Source organism: Pedobacter sp. NO84, from assembly GCF_059703915.1.
Map to the genome: position 1 here is coordinate 1,557,364 of NZ_AP046575.1, position 19,657 is coordinate 1,577,020.

The following is a 19,657-nucleotide window of genomic DNA, read 5'->3' on the forward strand; positions in this document are numbered from 1 at the left end:
CTATTCTATACGTTCCATGTGCCTATGTGGTTATTATATAAAATCATGCTAGTTCATTTCAACGGTAACCTGTTTCAGCACAGCATTTTGATAGATTTTCTTCCCATCTACAAAAATCTGAAATCCTTTACCCTGATTGTATTTTTTTCCAGTCTTATCCCAGATCAAGGTAATTGTTTTATCGTGGTAGCTAACGTTGCTTAATTTAAACCATGCCCATTTATCTTTTGGCAAAAGTGGTTTTACCGTTAATTTATTATCTGTACTGGGTTTAATGCCTATCAAATCGCTAATTACAAGATCACAAAACGTAGAGTGGTTATAAAAACTACTTCTGGGATTGTCTCCTTTTAGCCATTCTCCATTCTTTTCGTCTTGATATTCGCCGATATAAGGCTTTCCATTTTTTTGGTGCGAGTAGGCATATTTATACAATTCCTCATAAAAAACTGCTGCAGTCATTTTACCGTGATTAGTGTAATTGTTTAAAAGGTTTGAAAGTCCTTTTAACGTTTGTGAAGTTGCAAATGGCCATAACGCTCCATCCCACTCGCAACTATGTCCAGATCCACGGGTTCTAAAGGTGGGCTCTCTTCTTTCGGCTGTAGTTAATCCCCAGGGAGATTTAAACCCCTCAGGATCCAAAAGCTGGTCCCAAGCAGTTGCATAATTGGGTTGATCCGCTGGAAGATTAAAATCCCAAGGAATAAATCCAATCGCTTCCCTTGCCTTTGCTAATCCGCCTTTTGCCAATTTGGTTTTAAAAAATGAATTACTGGCATCCCAAAGGCTATCTTGAACAAGTTTTCTTAGTTTGGACGCTTTGTCCTGGTATTTATTTTTTAGATTTTCATCCTTTAAAAGTGCAGCAATTTTAGCCATAGCATTCGCATTTCCATACATGTAACTATTGATCGTTGGTCGGCTGTTTTGGTCCTTCCTCGATCCACTCACCGATTCTTCCATCCCATCCTTTACATCATGTTGCCAAAACAACCCATTTTTAAGCAATCGTTCTGCTTCCCACTTTGTGTAATCGGCATCAAGTGCTGGTGCAATGTGCCTTAGGAAATTCAAGTCGGGTTTAACCAATTGGTTTTGATAAACGGCATCATCAACCCAACTGCTAAATTGATGGAAACGCGGTTTGGTTTCTCCAACATCTGCTTTGTAAAGCCAAAAATTAATATAATCTTTTAAATAGCTCGTGTTTTTCAGCCATCTGCCTTCATAAATATGGTGCCCTGCAGCACAGCTGATCGAATTGTACTTACCGGCATGCTTTACCGGCTCTATAAATTCTGTGAAAATGAAACCATCTGGTGTTTTAACCAAATGTTTACGGAATGTCCACCAACGATAATAATAATTTTGCTCAATAACCTGATCTGGGCATTCCAACAGGGGAATATTTTTCAAAAGCCATTCATAGGCATTCGCATTTGGTACAAAATTTTTAACTGCCTCAGTATCCAATGAGTTAAAATAGCTCACATACTTTTTGAGCTTTGCGCTTGAAGAAAGTTCTTTCTTTTGGGCATAGCCATTGACAACTATTATCAGCATCAACCCAGTTGAGATATATTTTAATCGCTTCATCATTATTCAAATAACCAATCTATGTCTTTACCTTTTCCATCTAAACCTGCATTATAGATCCTTAATTGCTGTTTATCATCAATAAAACCTAACACCATACACGCTCCTTTCCCTAAGGTTAAAGTATGTTCGCCAGCAGCAAAGGTATAAGCATGTACATTAACTGGCGGAAAACCTTTCACCATAAGTGCATTCGAAATCTTGATCTCAGCTTGCCCATAGTTATTGGCACTTGCGTCCGTTTCTAATTGTGGGGCTGGCAGGTAATTAGGGTTTTTTTCATTAAAAAAGCCAATTAACAATTTAACAGCAGATGAGGTACTGAACCGAATTGTCGTTCCATTAGTTATTTGTGCTGATTTTGAGAATTTAAGCCCCTTTAAACCCACTAGCTGCTCGGTAACTGCCATTATCAGTGCCGAAGTATCCGTAAATGCAGAAGTTGCTTTCGATACCTGATAATTTTCGCCATTGGCAGTTAAAATCTTTACATCGGCATTGCTGAAAGGAATAATTTTAGCCACTGCACCTGGCTTGATCGCTTTTAGTGAATCGATGCTGTTTTTAAAATGGTTAAGCTCTTTGGTATAAACCGGCAACATTTCCTTCCAGGTGATGAATGTTTTATCTACGCCTCTCATTGGTATTTTACGTTGCTTGGTTTGCATGCTATTTGCATACAGGTAATCGTTTTCGGTTAGTTTAACCAATTTAGCGTAGAAATCTAGACTTTTTTGAAGCAGCGGGAGGGCTTTTTCTAGGTCGGCAACATCACTCGAGTATTTATAGCGCAATACCCATAATGATGCCTTAACTTTTTCTGCATAAAAATTTGCCATTGCATCATAGCAATACATATCATTTTTGAGCCTATTAAATTCTGCTTTGTTCTTGGTAACCATAGGTGTAGCCACCTCGATAGCGGCCAAGGCTTTTTTTCCATGTACAACCACTTCTTGAGCAATCTGTACGGGAGTTTCTCCCACGTGGGGCTGTTTATTCCATTCTTTTTCTGCGTATGCTATGATCATCTCTCCCTCTGGGGCTTCCGACTCGTATAGAAGGGTAAAAAGTCCATAACGGTATGGATTAATAAGTTGTGTCATCAACATTCCTAGGGTTAGAGTTTGTCTGTTCCCATCCGTTATCCCATATCGTCTTAATAATTTGGGAGAAATTTCTCCCGATTCTTCGTAAGCGTTTAATATTGCTTTTCCTCCTGATAATTGGGTTCCATAGAGTTGAGCAAGTTCGTTTCCCCAATAATTAATTTCTGCAGGACGTTCTCTATTTGCATTCCAAGCATACCGGGCCCATTCTTTGTACCAAATCCAGTCACGATCAACTTCAAGTTGCCTTCCCTGTACATTATCTGCAGTATATGGCCAGTCCCAATAGGATGCTTGTGGGTACAAATGCAATCCATTTGAATGGTAGATCTGATGCATTGCTTTTACCGATTTCTGGATAAAATCTGCGGATCCATACCTAAAAGGTTCCAGGTTTGCTAGGATATGAACATTTTCGATCTGAACGGTTCCTATAGCGCTCAATTTTCGATGTAATTCGGCCCAGCTTCCACGTGGCTCATAAGTAGTTAATGCTTCGCCATTAAATTTAGCTTCGGTATATAAATTTTTATAAAGGGGCAAAGCGGCAGCCATTACACTTGGCGCATCGGTATCATGTGCCCGAAGTACAATTGGGGGTTCTTCTTTAATGCCTGCGGCTTTTAATCCATCTTTTACACCAGGGATAATAGTTTGGGTAAACCAATTGATATCATCTTGGCCAACACCTTCCATCGCTTCTCCCAAAGCAACCATAAGACCTACATTTGGGTATTTTTCAACAAAAGCTGCAATAGACTTCCGGGTATAATCTGCAATGAGCGGCAAAATTGGCCTATTTCTATCCTGGGTTTTTAAATTGTGCTTTTCGGCGAACGGTTTTGGAATGAGGATATTGTAGAACATCTGGATGATCCATATCCCTCGTTTATCGGCTTCCTTGGTAATAAAGCGATAAATTTCTTCATTCTTTTTAAAAGTTTCATCATCAACTTCAACTGCATAAGGGTAATCCTTTAATCTAACTAAGGAAGAAAAAGGGTGCCCGTTCCACAAGTAAAGCGAATTATAACGGTTCTCGACCATCATATCCAAATACTTAATCCATAACGTTTTGTCGTACAACCATGGGAAGGTTTCAGGAGTATAAGGATATTCATAAACGTCCCGACCGGGCAAATAATCGGGTTTTTGGAGACCAATGCACGTACCTCTCAAGACCATTTCTGGATGGTCGGTAAACGAGAATTGCGCAGGAATTTTACCTTTTAGATTAACTTGATCGATAAATTCTAAACAACCATACAATGCTCCAGACGCATCAGCACCAATAATGTAGGTTGTACCATTGGCAGCAATTGAGATGTTAAAACCCTCTTTACCAGCTTTTAATGCTTTTTCTTTTATTGCTTGAGGAAGTTTATTTTTAAAAGTTACATCATTTACTTTTGCAACAATGACATTTCCTCTAATGTTAGAGACCTTTTCATTGTAATTAATTATTTTAATCTTCGTCTCAAAACCCGATTTATTAAGAGCATGCATTAAACGCTTGATTCCAAATTCAATTCGAGGCCCAGCTTGCTCAGAGATGATTATGGTTCTAATTTCATTCGGTTTTTTTGCAGCTAAGGCAACCGTTGAGGACAAGAATAACAAGGAAATTAATACTAAGAAATTTCTCATTCAATTGGATCAGGAATAGCTTAAATCTAAGCTTAAGTATATTTGGCTAACTATAAGATTCCAAATTTATCGAAACCACGTGTATTTTTACTGTAACATTTCTTCAATTTTATGTAGCATGTTAGCATGCAAGATATAGGCGTTGGGCGTTGAGCGCTAAGCGAGGGCGTAATGTCAAATACTTAAGTGTAGTTCAACTTCTATCCTTAGAGTTAACTTTAGTCTTTTGGACCAAACTCATATCCAAACTTTTTTCGAGACTTTAGCTGTTTTTTACCCTCGATCAATTCATCTAAATATCGAAATACCACTTCGATATTTTTATCTTGGTTGTCTAGTTTATTCTTGATCTTTTCAACTTCGTTACGGAGTTCGCTGTGGTCTAATAATCCCTTTCTAATCCGTGTAAATACACGAATAATTTGAATGTTTACTTCAATAGCAATATCACTCTTTAACACACTAGACAGCATTGCGATACCTTGTTCTGTAAAAACATTGGGGAGTTTTCGCAAACCCATATTTATTTTGTCAAAATTGGAAGTCACAAATTGTGACTTCCAATTTTCCATTTCCTCGATTGTCATGTGAAACATATAAAAAAGGATTGATTGACGTTTGGCATTAAGCGTTAAGCGTCTTGCGATCGCCAAACGCTCAACGCCAAACGCTTGGCTCAATTTCATGCCAATATAACACAATACTTAGCTAATAACATACAATTTTAGATCATTGAGAAATGTTTAATTTGTATCTAATTTAATTTCGGACACGGAAAATTTTATAGCAAAAACTGCGATCAAAATGCTATCTTTCGGATAAGATTAAAACTTAGAATAATTAAAATCTATATGTTTTCATTGCAAGGAAAAAAAGCAGTTGTTACCGGTGGCGGAAGTGGGATCGGAAAGGCAATAGCTGTTATTTTAGCCCAACAGGGGGCTGAAGTTCACATCATTGAAATAGCTAAAGAGCTGGCGGCCTCAACTGTTGATGAAATTATAAGTAATGGAAACAAATGCTTTAGTTATTCTTGTGATGTATCTGAACAAAAGCTAGTTATAGAAACATTTTGTCAAATTGGCAGTCTCGATATTTTGGTTAACAATGCAGGAATTGCGCACATAGGGAGAGCAGATAGCACTTCCGAAAGTGACTTTGACAGGGTAATGAATGTAAATGTTAAGGGGGTGTATAATTGTCTTTTTGCCGCTATCCCACAGCTTCGATTGGCGGGCGGGGGGGTTATCATAAACATGGCTTCCATTGCTTCGTTAATTGGCCTGCCAGATCGTTTTGCCTACAGTGCGGCAAAGGGTGCCGTTAAGGCAATGACCATGAGTGTTGCGAAAGATTATATCAGCGAGAATATACGTTGTAACTCTATCTCCCCTGCTCGGGTTCATACCCCATTCGTGGATGGCTTTTTAGCGAAAAATTATCCTGATCAAATTCCTGAAATGTTCGAAAAGCTTTCGAAGACCCAGCCTATTGGCCGGATGGGAAAACCAGAAGAGATTGGAGCATTAGCCTTATTTCTTTGCAGCGATGAAGCATCTTTTATAACGGGATGTGATTATCCTATAGACGGTGGATTTACAACATTAAACAACTAACATAGACTTACGAAGTCTTAAGACTTCGTAAGTCTGCTAAAAACATAAAATGAAATTAATACGATTCGGCAAATTAGGGGAAGAAAAACCAGGCGTAATTATAAATGATAGGTATTTTGATGTATCCCATTTGGTAAATGATTACGACGAAGATTTTTTTGCTGGCGATGCAATCCATCAGTTAGCAGAAAATATAAAAAAGGGTAACTTACCATCAGTAGACCAAAACGTTAGGTTAGGTGCGGCAATGTCCAGGCCTTCGAAATTAATCTGTATTGGGTTAAACTATAAAGACCACGCGGCAGAAACGAATGCACCACTCCCAGTAGAGCCAATTGTGTTCTTTAAGGCTACCTCAGCAATAGTTGGGCCTAATGATGATTTAGAGATTCCTAAAAACAGCAAAAAAACCGATTGGGAAGTAGAATTGGCCATCGTTATTGGAAAAAAGGCAAAATATGTTTCTGAAGAAGATGCCTATCACCATATTGCAGGATATGTTCTTCACAATGATTATAGCGAACGTGAATTTCAACTTGAACGAAACGGACAATGGGTAAAAGGAAAAAGCTGTGATACTTTTGCTCCCCTCGGACCTTTTATAGCTACCCCAGATGAAATTGGGGATGTGCATAATCTACGTTTGTGGCTAACCGTGAATGGAAAAATACTTCAGAATGGAAATACATCGAATTTAATTTTTAATGTCCCTTATATTGTACATTACTTAAGCCAGTTTATGACACTCTTACCAGGTGATGTAATTACCACTGGGACGCCTGCAGGTGTAGGATTGGGGCAAAAGCCCGAACCGTGGTACCTAAAGCCAGGAGACGTAGTAGAATTAGGAATTGATGGACTTGGAAGTAGCAAACAACATGTTAAACCATACAATAATGAAACCTAATGGATAGATATTGTTTCACACTCGATCTTAAAAATGATCCAAAACTAATTTCCACTTATAAATCGTATCACCGATCGGTTTGGCCCGAAGTTAAGGATAACATTAAAGCAGTGGGCATAGAAAATTTAGAGATTTATCTAGTTGCCAACCGACTTTTTATGATCATGGATGTTAATGACGACTTTTCTTTTGAAACTAAAGCAAAAGCCGATTCATCAAACTCTAAAGTTCAGGAGTGGGAAAAACTGATGTGGAACTTCCAACAGTCGCTACCATGGTCTGAACCCGGTGAAAAGTGGGTATTGATGGATCAAATTTTCGAGCTTTAGTACACCATGATTGATTCTCATGTTCATTTCTGGAATTTCGATCCGGTTAGAGACAATTGGATAACAGAGGATATGGGCAATATCCGCAAGAATTTTACACCCAAAGACCTATCAGTTTTATTCAATAACCATCAAATTGATGGATGTATAGCTGTACAGGCCAATCAAACTGAAGCAGAAACCGATTATCTCCTATCCTTAGCCCAAGAATATTCGATTATAAAAGGTGTTGTAGGATGGACAGATCTATGCAGTGATCAACTCGAAGACAGATTAAATCACTGGTCTAATTTTAAGTTGATTAAAGGCTGGCGCCACATACTCCAAGCTGAACCAGATGAATTTATGCTGACTGATGGTTTTACAAATGGAGTTAGGCTCTTGCATGCGTATGGCTACACGTATGATTTATTATGTTATCACAACCAATTGCCAACACTTATTAAACTAGTAGATAAACTAGCCGATCAACCCTTAGTTTTAGATCACTGTGGGAAGCCCGATGTTAAAAATCAAGCATTAAAACATTGGGAGGAGCATATGAAAATGATTGCAGAACACCCCAATGTAAGCTGTAAAATTTCAGGCCTATTAGCAGAAGCTGATTGGCATAACTGGACCGAAAAGCAGATTTTTAATTGCTTTGATGTAGTTTTTAAGCACTTTGGTACTGATAGAGTAATGTACGGAAGCGATTGGCCAGTTGTGTTAATCAGTAGACCCTATGCCGAGTGGTTTAATTTGGTTAAAAAATATATTGGCCAGTTTAGCAAAGCTGATCAAGAAGCAATACTTGATGGGAATGCGAGAAGATTTTATAAAATATGATTAGCTCCTCATCGGATGAGTCATCGGATGAGCAAACTACCAAACAGCGCATAACAGCGCATAACAGCTTAATTATTAAAATAATTATTTTTGTAGGATTACAAACTTACCATGAGCCAAAAAATTACTTTCACTTATAATTCCCAATACCCTTCCGTAGCCGACTTGCGGCGTAAAGCTAAAACAAGGATTCCAAAATTCGCTTTCGACTACTTAGAAGGCGGTTGTAATGAGGAGTTAAATCTATCCCGTAATGAAAGCGACTTCGACAATATCTACCTTAAACCTAATTATTTGCGTGTTGGGGGCGATATTGACCTATCTGTAGAATTGTTTGGCCGTAAATATAGCGCTCCATTTGGTATTTCACCGATAGGTTTACAAGGTTTAATGTGGCCAAATGCACCCGAAATTTTAGCTAAAGCCGCTGCTAAATACGATATTCCTTACACCTTAAGTACGGTATCCACCAGTAGTATTGAGCGAATTGCAGAAGTATCTGATGGTAAAGCATGGTTTCAACTCTATCATCCCACAGAAAATAGACTAAGAGATGATATCTTAAATAGACTAAAGGCAATCGAATGTCCTGTATTAGTGGTCTTAGTAGATGTGCCTTCCTTCGGTTTAAGGTATAGGGAAATCAAAAGTGGACTGTCCATCCCACCAAAAATGTCTATAAATAATGTATTGCAGGCAGTTGCTCGCCCGTTATGGGGGATAAAAACCCTACAACATGGAATTCCATCATTTGCAACATTGAAACCTTACATGGAAAAGGGCTTGGATATGACCCAATTAGGGCAATTTATGAATAGAACATTTACCGGAAAAGTGGATATAGAAAAAGTAAAGGCAATCCGTGATATATGGAAGGGACCATTAGTACTTAAAGGGATTACAACGGATGAGGACATGCTAGCAGCTATTGAGATCGGGGCAGATGGCGTAATTGTTTCGAACCACGGAGGGAGGCAAATTGATGCAGGCGAGTCATCTATCAACTCGCTGATCAAACTAGCTGGTAATGAACATTATCGTTCTAAGTTAAAAATCATGTTAGACGGCGGTATTCGCTCCGGTGTTGATTTGGCAAGGGCGCATGCCGTTGGCTCAGATTTTAACTTTATGGGACGCCCATTCATGTATGGGGTTGGTGCCTTGGGCGATGAAGGCGGAGAACACACCATTAACATGTTCAAGGCCCATTTGTACCAAGTTATGCAACAGGTTACTATTGAGAGAGTTTCTCAGTTTCCAGAAAGGTTGCTAAAGGGATAAGCATAGGGCGTAGCGCATGGAGTTTGCCCTCTGCCCTATGCCCTCTGCTACTTTAAAAACTTATACGTAGTACTCGTCTTATACGTTTCTCCTGGTTTTAACACCGTTGAGGGGAAATTTGTATGATTTGGAGCATCTGGAAAGTGTTGTGTCTCCAAACAAAATGCAGAGCGATGGGGATATGATTTTCCACCTTTTCCATCCTTATCTACACCTGTTAAAAAATTTCCACAATAGAACTGCAATCCAGGTTCTGACGTATAAACTTCCATAGTAATGCCACTTACAGGACTTTTAACTGTTGCAACAGCTGTATTGCCGTCAGTTGTTTTAAGGGCAAAATTATGGTCGTAACCTTTACCAAAGGTTAATTGCTCATCTTTCATATTTATATCTTTACCGATCGCCTTACCTACATTAAAATCAAATGCTGTGCCTTTAACCTGAAGTAATTTACCGGTTGGGATTAATGTACTATCAACTGGAGTAATTGCATCCGCAGCAATCATTAGTTCATGATCCAAAATAGTAGAGTTTCCTTCTCCGCTTAGATTAAAATAGGCATGGTTGGTTAAGTTTACAATCGTTGTTTTGTCGGTTGTTGCAGTATAATCTATTTGAAGTGCATTTTCATCAGTTAGGGTGTACACTACCTTTACCGATAGCTTCCCTGGGTAAGCTGCTTCTCCATCAGCAGAAACATACGTAAGTTCCAGTTTTTGTCCATCTTGCTTCGCATCCCAAACCTTTGAAAAGAAACCATCAGTACCACCATGTAACGTATTTGGACCGTCATTTAACTGAAGCTGATATTCTTTTCCTTCCAAAGTAAATTTACCCTTTCCAATCCTATTGCCATAACGACCTATTAAAGCTCCAAAAAATGGCTCTCCTTTTTTGCCGTATGAGCTAATGCTATCGTATCCTAAAACCACATCTATTAGCTTATTATCTTTATCAGGCACTAAAAGTGAAACCACTCGTCCACCATAATTGGTAATGGAAACTGAGGCCCCTGATTTATTCTTCAGTGTATATAAGGTCACGTTCTTGCCAGCAATCGTGGTATCGTAAGAAGAGTTAGAAGCAGATGACTGCTCACTTTGGGGTTTAGAGGGATTACAGGATAAAATTGCTAGGGAAATGCAACCTGCAACCGGAATGAGTTTAAAGATATGTTTCATGAGATCTATTTTGGTTAGGACTAAAGTAAGAAAAATAAATTAACGTCATCATAACGATAATAATTTTATTTCTTTGCAGCAATTTTTATAATTTAGACGCCCATGCAGGAATTTAATTTTAAGCCTAAAGCTTTTATTTTCGATTTAAACGGAACAATGATCAACGATATGAATTTTCATGCGGAAGCATGGCATGCTATTCTTAGGGATGATCTGGGTTCATCGATTTCATTTGATGATGTAAAAAAAGAAATGTATGGGAAGAACGAAGAGTTATTGGCCCGTGTTTTTGGAAAGGATTATTTTGATCGCGACCAGCTTACAAAAATCTCAGCCGATAAGGAGACCCGATATCAAGAGGCTTTTTTGCCCCATCTTGCTTTGATAGAGGGACTGGATCATTTCCTAAAAAAGGGAAAGGATGCTGAAATCAAGATGGCTATCGGTTCTGCTGCGATACCTCTCAACATTAATTTTATTTTGGATGGGCTCCATATTAGGCCCTATTTTGACGCAATTGTGAGTGCAGATGATGTTGAGGTCAGTAAACCACACCCTGAAACTTTTTTGAAAGCAGCCGAATCCTTACACGTTAATCCTTTAGCTTGTGTAGTTTTTGAAGATGTACCAAAAGGTGTAGAAGCAGCTGCAAATGCAGGAATGAAATGTATTGTAGTTACCACTACCCACACTAAAGAAGAATTCGGGAATTTTGATAATATCTTGGCTTTTATCAGTGATTACAAAGATCCTATTTTAAATTATCTATTTTAACATGGCTAGATATCTTAACCAAAAACCCATTTTAATAGCTGTTGACTGTATAGTTTTTGGCTATGATGGCGAACAATTGAAGTTATTGGTAGTTAAAAGGGCCATTGAGCCCGTTAAAGACCAATGGAGCTTAATGGGCGGTTTTGTGGGAGAAAACGAAGATTTGAATGGTGCAGCGCAACGGATTCTTTTAGAACTTACGGGCCTGCATGATGTATATTTAGAGCAATTTCATGCCTATGGGGATCCTGATCGGGATCCTATTGAGCGGACAGTCTCTGTAGCTTATTTCGCACTGATCGACATAAATAAATATAGCAAGCAGATCAATGATCAATATAGGGCAGAGTGGTTTAAGTTAAAAGAAATTCCGACACTTATCTTTGACCATGATGAAATGGTTAGATCGGCCATGGATAAAATTAGGTATCAGGCTGCACTCCACCCTATTCTTTTTGAGCTTTTACCAAAAAAGTTTACGATTCCGCAGCTTCAAGCATTGTACGAGCAAGTTTATGATTCGCCCATAGACAACAGAAATTTCATTCGTAAGATTACTGCGAGTGGTTTGTTGATTAAACAAGCAGAAAAGGATAAATCAAGTTCAAAAAGAGGAGCTTTCTATTTTAAGCTCGACAAAATGAAGCATCGGTCACAGTTTCAATCTTTCTTGAATTTTATACCTAAATAGATTGAGCGGAGTCCGGAAGTCGGAAAGTCATAGGATCCGAAAGTCCAGAAGTCCAATAAGCTCGTCACCATGAGCTTGTCGAAGGGTTTTACTTGTTCTTCCACAGGCTCAGATTGACAATTTTGGGGTAAATAAAAGTGCTGGTTTGGCAGATGCTTAGCTGTTCTTAGATATCTTAGATGGTAAAAAAATAGTACGATAGTCCAAAAGTCCAATAAGTTTGTCGCCCTGAGCTGTCGAAGGGCTTTACTTGTTCTTCCTCAGGCTCAGACTGACTACTTTTAGGTAATATGAGGTTAGTCAAGTTAACTAACGGTTCTTTGCGTCTCTGTTACTTGTGGTTAAAAATTACAATGATTTCCTCAACGTTAAATAAAAAGGAATTTCGATCTTCTCTGTTCTTTTAGTTAATATTAGTTCTGCTGCCTTAGCGCCCAATTCTCTAAAATCTGTAGAAATGGTGGTTAAACCATCTAGAATAATCGTTTTAAGTGGGGTTTCGTTATAGGAAATTACACCAACATCCCTTCCGATTTTTAATTTCAAAGCAATTAACCGTTCAATTAAAATCACTAGATCATCTTCCATCAGATTAATATATACTTCACCAACACTTATTTCTTCCTCTTTGATGTTATGTATCACTTTGTGGTTGAACGCATATTGTTGGCAAAACCTGTAAAAACCGCTCAAAATCTCTTTCGGGAAATAGCTGTCTTTAGGAAAGATGATCTTTAGGGTATGGTAGTTTGATAATCTACTTAAGGCTTGTTCTAATGCTGCGTAGATATCCTGGGCAAAATTCTCGTATACAGCGCCATATTCCCCGGTAACACCCGACAGTAGTTTATCTAAAATGATCAACTTATCTTTCGGGATAGTATTGATAACATCATGTGCATTTTCGCCCCCTTCAATAAAATGAGGGATAATGACATAATGGGAATACTCGTCTTTTTTGCTGATCAACAGTTTTTTAAAAAGCGCAAAATCATTATTATAGATATAAAAATCGATTAATGCCTGTTCGCCAATTGCTTTTGTAAACGCATCATAGATAATTTTTTTATGGGTACTGAGCTTATTGAAAAACAAACAGATTTTTAGTTTTTGGGCAAAATCTGTATTTACGATAAAGTAGCCTTTTCCCGGAACGGATTCTACCACACCCAACTTCCGCAAATGACGATAACCCTTTTCTGCGGTATCCCTAGAAATTTCTAACTTAAAGCTAAGTTCGTTAATGGAGGGCAAGAGACTGTTTCGCTTGAGTTTACCACTCTCTATAGCGGACAAAATCGCGTTGGTTAATTGTTTATACTTTGGGGTAGATGAATATTCATCCACAACAATGTGCGCTATAAGGTCTTCTGGTTTCAAAGTATAATTAGTGAATGTAATAATTAGCTATTTAGCTAATCGACGAATTTACAAATTAAATAGTTCTCTGTATACTCGAATAATACTTCAGTTCTATAATATCTGTAGGCACAGGATGCGAATTCCATACATCGTTAATGGACAATGCGGTGCCGATAGCGGTTGCTTGTGAAACCGAGGAAGCATAAACCTCGATATCTGGAATGGAAATAGCCAATAAATGCATATAGATAGCATTTTTCCCAAATCCGCCGTCTACAAAAATTCTTCGAACACCCTCATTTAAGATCAGTTTTAAGGAATAGATCTGTTGTTTTACCAGATCAAATATGAGTTGATGATAGGCCTCTTCGGCAGTCTTAAAAAGAGCTAGATCTCGTTCGCCAAATGCCGATTGTGCAGAAAAAGTGGTCTGTGGATGTTGATTATCAGGAATTTTAGTGCCCAACTTAAGAAACAACCCAGGGTTAAATTTCAAGTGTTTAAACAGGTAAGCTGCCCTATCGTAATGATCTGCAATACGTTTTAACTGTAGCTCATGTTCATATCCAGCAAAAACCCTCGAGGCCTTAACCGCCTTACCCTTAAAATGCATATAACACAAACAATCTTGTATAAGTTCCTCTGCAGTTAAAGGTTCCTGATTAAAGGGGTTTAAACTAATGCACCATGTCCCTGTAGAAAGCAGCACAAATGGGGTCGAAAAATTAGCTAAATATGGAATTAACGCAGCAGAACTATCGTGCAAGCCCACCCCCACATGGTAATTTTTCCCATCATATGTTATGGGCAAACTCGAATCAGCAGGGGTAAATTCACCAAATTTCTCTACTAATCCCTCCTCAACTGCCCATTTATGGTATTCGTTTTTTTGAAAGTCCCACAAATGTGTGTGACAACCTATACTTGTAATATCGGCCACTGCCTTACCCGTAATTAAATAGCTCAGGAATTGGGGTAGATGCAAGGCGTACTTAACCTTTGCGAAAATATCAGGTTTTTCTTTCTTCAGACGATAAAACTGCAATCCAGAATTTAGACTCCCCAATATAGGAGACGCGGTTTCTAGGGAAAGTTGTTCTTCGCCCCCATATTTCGCGTAAAATGCAGTACTAAGTTCTTCAGGATAGGCCTTTAGGTAATTGTAAAGTGGAGTTAAGGGTTTTCCAATTTCGTCTAAGTATACGAAGCTTGCACCATAGGTAGAAAAATTAATTGCCTTTATATCAAATTCTTTCAGTTTCTGTACCTGCTGTAGGGAATCGTACACGGAAGAGATCAGACTATCCAGGTTTTCGCAAGGCTCGCCATCTTCATCGGTAGTTTCTACAAAACGCGCCGCACGCTCGTAAACGATGGTGTAGTTTTCGTTTATCAGAAAAAGTTTTTTATTCGTTTTCCCGACGTCAAATATAGCAATTACTGGTATTGGCATGATCTTGATTATAAACCTGTTGCTACCGTACCCAATCCACGTTCTTTGATTAATGCCTTTCTGCAGCCAAGTTCTCGGTACAAATTAATGGGTGATAAGGCAGCTCCAGCCCTTAATCTCGCTTCGGCCACTACTGCCCTTAGATCACTCCTAAAAGTATGCTGCAATAGCTCTTGGCAAAGTACTACATCATTATTCTGTTGCGCTGCTGTTAGGGCTTTCCTATCCACCAGTAAAGCTTGTGCATAGGCAATCATGATAGCCTCTATAGATTGTAATAAGTCTTCCAATGGATCTTTAACATTATGTGAAGCGTCTATCATCCAACCTAAACTGGTTGCATGATCCATATTACGGGCATCCATTCCTTCTATTAATTCATTAAAAATCAAGAACAGTTGGTATGGTTTTATGCTTCCAGTGGTTAGATCGTCATCTCCATATTTAGAATCGTTAAAGTGGAAGCCCCCTAATTTACCCTCCATTAATAAAAGCGCCACAATTTGCTCGATATTAGCATTTGGCAAATGGTGGCCCAAATCAACTAATGTAAAGGCTTTATCTCCAAGCTTGTTGGCATATAATAAAGATTGGCCCCAATCTCCAACTGTTGTTGAGTAGAAATTGGGTTCATACGCTTTATATTCTACAAACATTTTCCAGTGGGATGGCAATGCGGCATAAATCTCCTGCAAACTGCTCAAGGTATTTTGGAAAGCCTGCCGGAAGTTAAGTTGACCTGGGAAGCATGAACCATCAGCTAACCAAACCGTTAAGGATTCTGAACCTAGAGAAACACCCTGTTTTATCACTTCAATATTATGCTCAATCGCTTGTTTACGAACAGCTTTATCGATATGTTGCAATGATCCAAATTTATAGCTTACCGGAGCACCTGGTTGATCTTGAAAGGTGTTTGAATTTACAGCATCAAACTTTAAGCCGTAACCAGCAGCTAATTTTTTAATCTGTTCTGGACTTTTAGGAATATCCCAGGGGATGTGGAGCGATATGGCGCCACTCGAGTTATTTAATGCATGTAAAAGGCCAACATCTGCAATTTTTTCCTCTAAATTTCGGGGTTCTCCACCATTAATTGTAAATCGACCAAAACGTGTCCCCCCTGTACCAAGGGCCCAGCTTGGAATAGCGATCTGAAAATCGACCAATTTTTGGATTACCTGCTCTATATCACTGTTGGCCCATTCGCTTTTTAAGTTGTTTAACCTTTGCTGATGTGCGGTTAAAAGCGAATCATTATGGGTTTCGATTTGGTTTTTTTGGATGTTCATACGATATTATTTTTTTGGCACGGCGCAGAGAGCATAGAGCTTCATAGCATTAACCCTTTTTCTTGAATTTATTCTTTGGCATAGGGCAGAGAGCATAGAACTTCAATAACCTTAACCTTTTCATTAATTATTCTTTGGCATGGAGCGTAGCGCATGGAGTTTCGATAACCCTAGCCTTCCCAATTTATTCTTTGGCATGGAGCGTAGAGCATGGACTTTCAATCACCCTAACCTTTTTCCAATTTATAGTTTAGCATCAGACTTAGTGCTCAACTTGATCAAGCTCTATGCTCTATGCCCTATGCTCCTTCCTACCTCACAAACGCCATTGCAACGCCGCCATCAACGTTTAAAACATTACCTGTTGATTTGTTTAACAGTCCGCCTACAAAGGCGAAACATGCATTGGCGATGTCATCTGGTAGGATGATTTCGTTTAACAGTGTACGTTTTGCATAGTATGCTGGTAATTCTTCTACTTTAACGCCATATGCTTTTGCTCGGCCTTCGGCCCAGCCACCGGCCCAAATATTGCTATCACTAATTACGGCATCAGGATTAACCACATTTACACGAATATGATCAGCTCCTAATTCGGCCGCATTTAACCTGCTCAAATGCAATTGAGCAGCTTTTGCACTACCATAACCTGCATTATTTGGTCCACTTACCAACGCATTCTTACTTACAATATTAATGATATCGCCACCAATACTTTGTTTTTGCATCGAATTTGTTGCAGCTTGGGTAATAAAGAACTGTCCTTTTACCAAAACATCATATAATAGGTTCCAGTCTTTATCGGTATGGTCGGTAATAGATTTTGAGATGGATAAGCCTGCATTGTTTACCACGATATCAATCCCGCCAAAGGCAAGTGCTGCAGCATCGAAGGCATGGGTAATTTCATCAGCACTTGTCACGTTTAAGGTTACGGTTGTATAGGCATCTTTGCCGTATTGGGCTTCAAACTCTTTTCCAGCCTCGGCTAATCGCTCTGCGTTCATATCGTTTAAAATCACTACAGCTCCCTCAGCAACAAACCTTTTAGCGATTGCTTTCCCAATTCCTCCTGCACTACCCGTTATTAGGGCGATTTTACCGGTAAGTGGTTTAGGCTTGGGCATGCGCTGTAATTTTGCTTCCTCTAATAACCAATATTCGATATTAAAGGCCTCTTGGTGCGGCAATGACGTATATTCAGAAACTGCTTCGGCACCTTTCATTACGTTAATAGCATTGATATAAAATTCTGCAGCAACCCTAGCTGTTTGTTTATCCTTAGAGTAGGTAAACATTCCGATACCCGGATACAGAATTACAACCGGATTAGTATCGCGTACAGCCGGACTATTTGAATGTTTACATGTTTCATAATAATCGGTGTACATTGCTCTATAGGCTTCGAAAGCCGGTGTAAGGCTCTCTCTAAGTGCTTTTCCATCAGAAAGATCAGCATTACTGGGCAGGCTTAAAACCAAAGGACTTATTTTAGTCCTTAGAAAGTGGTCTGGGCAACTTGTTCCCATGGGGGCCAAACGATCGAGGTCATTTGAATTTATAAATTCTAAAACTCGGCTGTCATCTGTAAAATGCCCAATCATATGCTGTTTTGAAGAGCAAAGACCTCTTAAAACAGGCGCGATTGCCGCCGCTTGTTTTTTTCTTTGGTCAGCAGCGGCGCTTTCGATTTTTTGTCCGCCAAAAACAGGACCTTTTTTGCCATAATTCTGCTCTAGGTAATCAGAACAAATTTCTATTACTTCTAAGGTATTTAAATAGCTTTCGTAAGCGGTATCACCCCAGGTAAATAGTCCGTGCGAGCCAAGCATAATGCCACGGATGCCTGGGTTTTCGTCTAAACATTGCTTTAATTGTAGGCCAAGCTCAAAACCTGGCTTCTTCCACTCTACCCAACCAATAGTACCATTAAAAAGTTCTTGGGTAATTTTTTTTCCATCTTTGGCCGCTGCAATAGCGATAGCTGCATCAGGATGCAAGTGGTCGATGTGCTTAAATGGCAAAAAACCATGCAATGGGGTATCTATTGAAGGTGCTTTAGAGCTGAGGTCAAAAATGCAATGGTTAAATAATTCTACCATTTCATCTTCATGCTCTACTCCACGGTAAATAGTTTTCAAACTCCTTAACCTATCTACATACAGCGCAGCTAGACCACTTTTCTTTAGTGTTCCTAGGTCACCACCAGAACCTTTTACCCACATTACTTCGGTTGGCAGGCCGGTAAGCGGATCTTTTTCCATTAGTTTACATGAAGTATTCCCACCACCATAATTGGTTAATCGCAAATCAGCACCCAATAAATTAGAGCGATAAATTAATAAGGCAACTTCATCACCTTCGAGTGCAGCAGCAGCCCCATCATCCCACAGGTAACTTACATGTTTATATTCTTTAAACGGCATATTTTTTATTGTTGTATTGTTGAATTGTCATATTGTTGTTTGAGTAGAGCCAAAACTTTCGACTTCGGAACTCTAGGCTAATTATCGATCAACTTGGCTATTCCGCCAAGAATTACGGAGATTAAAATAACCACTACTCCTAAAATCAAAGTAGAAAAAGTTTTTTTGCTCACCCCTTTCCATTCGTCAAATTTAATGCCCCAAAGGTTAGAAACGATAATGATAGAGGCCATGTGCAAAATCCATGAACTGGCACCATTGCCCAATTTAGTTTCACCCATTCCGTAGAAGAAAAACTGTAGAAACCATGTGGTTCCGGCCAAAGCAGAAAAAAGATAATTGGAGGCTAACGGAGCTTTATTGTCTGTATAATTACCAAAGGTTTTATTGCGTGCATTTAAGATCATACACCACACAAAATTGGTTGTTAGCCCACCTAATAGGATAACTACAAAAGTTACATTATTCACAAACAGTGTTGAGCTCCCCGCTGCCTCTGCGGCTAATTTCGCCACTCCTGCCATAGGTTTGCCCGCTTCGATACCAAAACTGAAGCATGCGCTTAAGATCCCTGAAACAGTTGCAACAATTAATCCTTTGGATAAGTTGAATTCTTTGACACCTTCTTTTTGTTGTTCGGCCGAGAGTTCTTTTTCCTTACGCATTCCCGCTTTTCCGCAAATTGCGATACCAATTAAACAAACTACCACGCTTAATAGCACTACTAATCCGCTATTAGTGGCAATCATATCGGTGAAAGAAGTTTTACCTTCCTGTGGAAATAGGTTATAATATAGAGAGGGTACCAATGCTCCAAATGCGCTACAAAAGCCTAATGCCACGCTCATCCCTAAGCTCATTCCTAAGTAACGCATGGCCAAACCAAAGGTTAAACCTCCAATTCCCCAAAGCAATCCCATTAAATACGTGTAAAAAAGTACCGATGTGTCTGCGTTTTTAATAATATCAACGAAACCTGGAACGGTTATCCATGCCGCTAAAAGAGGAACGATCAACCAAGAGAAAATACCCCCCACTATCCAATAACTTTCCCAGGCCCAGCCCTTAACTTTTTTGTAGGGAATGTAAAAACTACCAGAGGCAAAGCCCCCGAAAAAATGAAAGATTACACCTAAAATTGCATTCATATCTATTTGTA

16 protein-coding genes are annotated in these 19,657 nt (G+C 39.0%); 7 read left to right on the plus strand and 9 right to left on the minus strand.

Annotation, left to right across the window (positions count from 1 at the left end):
* Positions 1-48: 48 nt before the first annotated feature.
* From AC6H0V_RS06705 to AC6H0V_RS06715, 3 genes are all read right to left on the minus strand, one after another.
* Positions 49-1,602 carry an MGH1-like glycoside hydrolase domain-containing protein gene (locus AC6H0V_RS06705; protein ID WP_497562946.1) on the minus strand — a complete coding sequence of 518 codons (1,554 nt, stop codon included), beginning with the start codon at positions 1,600-1,602 and terminating at the stop codon, positions 49-51.
* Positions 1,602-4,355, minus strand: a complete 2,754-nt coding sequence (locus tag AC6H0V_RS06710; RefSeq protein WP_497562947.1) for an alpha-d-galacturonidase — start codon at positions 4,353-4,355, stop codon at positions 1,602-1,604. Before AC6H0V_RS06710 ends, AC6H0V_RS06705 begins: the two co-directional genes overlap by 1 nt.
* Positions 4,356-4,573: 218 nt before the next feature.
* Positions 4,574-5,041, minus strand: a complete 468-nt coding sequence (locus AC6H0V_RS06715; RefSeq protein ID WP_497562948.1) for an ORF6N domain-containing protein — start codon at positions 5,039-5,041, stop codon at positions 4,574-4,576.
* Positions 5,042-5,206: 165 nt separating this feature from the next.
* On the opposite strand from AC6H0V_RS06715, the gene AC6H0V_RS06720 reads away from it, so the two are divergent.
* The 5 genes from AC6H0V_RS06720 to AC6H0V_RS06740 all read left to right on the plus strand — a co-directional run bounded on the left by AC6H0V_RS06720 (position 5,207) and on the right by AC6H0V_RS06740 (position 9,316).
* Positions 5,207-5,971: an SDR family NAD(P)-dependent oxidoreductase gene (locus AC6H0V_RS06720; protein WP_497562949.1), complete on the plus strand. Its 765-nt coding sequence runs from the start codon at positions 5,207-5,209 to the stop codon at positions 5,969-5,971.
* 49 nt (positions 5,972-6,020) lie between these two features.
* On the plus strand, positions 6,021-6,878 hold the full coding sequence (locus AC6H0V_RS06725; protein WP_497562950.1) for a fumarylacetoacetate hydrolase family protein: 858 nt from the start codon (positions 6,021-6,023) through the stop codon (positions 6,876-6,878).
* Entirely contained in the window at positions 6,878-7,207 is a 330-nt protein-coding gene (locus AC6H0V_RS06730; RefSeq protein ID WP_497562951.1) for an L-rhamnose mutarotase, read from the plus strand. The genes AC6H0V_RS06725 and AC6H0V_RS06730 overlap by 1 nt, the downstream gene beginning before the upstream one ends.
* A gap of 6 nt (positions 7,208-7,213) precedes the next feature.
* Positions 7,214-8,035, plus strand: coding sequence for an amidohydrolase family protein (locus AC6H0V_RS06735; protein ID WP_497562952.1), 822 nt, complete (start codon positions 7,214-7,216; stop codon positions 8,033-8,035).
* Between the two features lie 111 nt (positions 8,036-8,146).
* Entirely contained in the window at positions 8,147-9,316 is a 1,170-nt protein-coding gene (locus AC6H0V_RS06740) for an alpha-hydroxy acid oxidase (protein WP_497562953.1), read from the plus strand.
* A gap of 47 nt (positions 9,317-9,363) precedes the next feature.
* Here the strand turns inward: AC6H0V_RS06740 and AC6H0V_RS06745 are convergent, their stop codons facing one another.
* Entirely contained in the window at positions 9,364-10,500 is a 1,137-nt protein-coding gene (locus AC6H0V_RS06745) for an aldose epimerase family protein (RefSeq protein ID WP_497562954.1), read from the minus strand.
* 102 nt (positions 10,501-10,602) lie between these two features.
* Here AC6H0V_RS06745 and AC6H0V_RS06750 point away from each other — a divergent pair, with 102 nt between their 5' ends.
* Together AC6H0V_RS06750 and AC6H0V_RS06755 are read left to right on the plus strand one after the other, a co-directional pair.
* The gene (locus AC6H0V_RS06750) at positions 10,603-11,274 is read left to right on the plus strand and encodes an HAD family hydrolase (RefSeq protein ID WP_497562955.1); all 672 of its coding nucleotides are present in this window, start codon (positions 10,603-10,605) and stop codon (positions 11,272-11,274) included.
* Position 11,275: 1 nt separating this feature from the next.
* Positions 11,276-11,965: an NUDIX hydrolase gene (locus AC6H0V_RS06755; RefSeq protein ID WP_497562956.1), complete on the plus strand. Its 690-nt coding sequence runs from the start codon at positions 11,276-11,278 to the stop codon at positions 11,963-11,965.
* A 348-nt stretch (positions 11,966-12,313) separates the two neighbouring features.
* Here the strand turns inward: AC6H0V_RS06755 and AC6H0V_RS06760 are convergent, their stop codons facing one another.
* The 5 genes from AC6H0V_RS06760 to rhaT all read right to left on the minus strand — a co-directional run bounded on the left by AC6H0V_RS06760 (position 12,314) and on the right by rhaT (position 19,646).
* A complete protein-coding gene (locus AC6H0V_RS06760) occupies positions 12,314-13,345 on the minus strand; it encodes a GntR family transcriptional regulator (RefSeq protein ID WP_497562957.1) in 1,032 nt (343 codons plus the stop codon).
* A 55-nt stretch (positions 13,346-13,400) separates the two neighbouring features.
* Complete coding sequence (locus tag AC6H0V_RS06765; RefSeq protein WP_497563366.1) at positions 13,401-14,783, minus strand: FGGY-family carbohydrate kinase; 1,383 nt, start codon at positions 14,781-14,783, stop codon at positions 13,401-13,403.
* 5 nt (positions 14,784-14,788) lie between these two features.
* A complete protein-coding gene (locus AC6H0V_RS06770; protein ID WP_497562958.1) occupies positions 14,789-16,072 on the minus strand; it encodes a sugar isomerase in 1,284 nt (427 codons plus the stop codon).
* A gap of 311 nt (positions 16,073-16,383) precedes the next feature.
* Entirely contained in the window at positions 16,384-18,498 is a 2,115-nt protein-coding gene (locus AC6H0V_RS06775) for a bifunctional aldolase/short-chain dehydrogenase (protein ID WP_497562959.1), read from the minus strand.
* A 77-nt stretch (positions 18,499-18,575) separates the two neighbouring features.
* The gene (gene rhaT, locus AC6H0V_RS06780; protein ID WP_497562960.1) at positions 18,576-19,646 is read right to left on the minus strand and encodes an L-rhamnose/proton symporter RhaT; all 1,071 of its coding nucleotides are present in this window, start codon (positions 19,644-19,646) and stop codon (positions 18,576-18,578) included.
* Positions 19,647-19,657 lie beyond the last annotated feature (11 nt).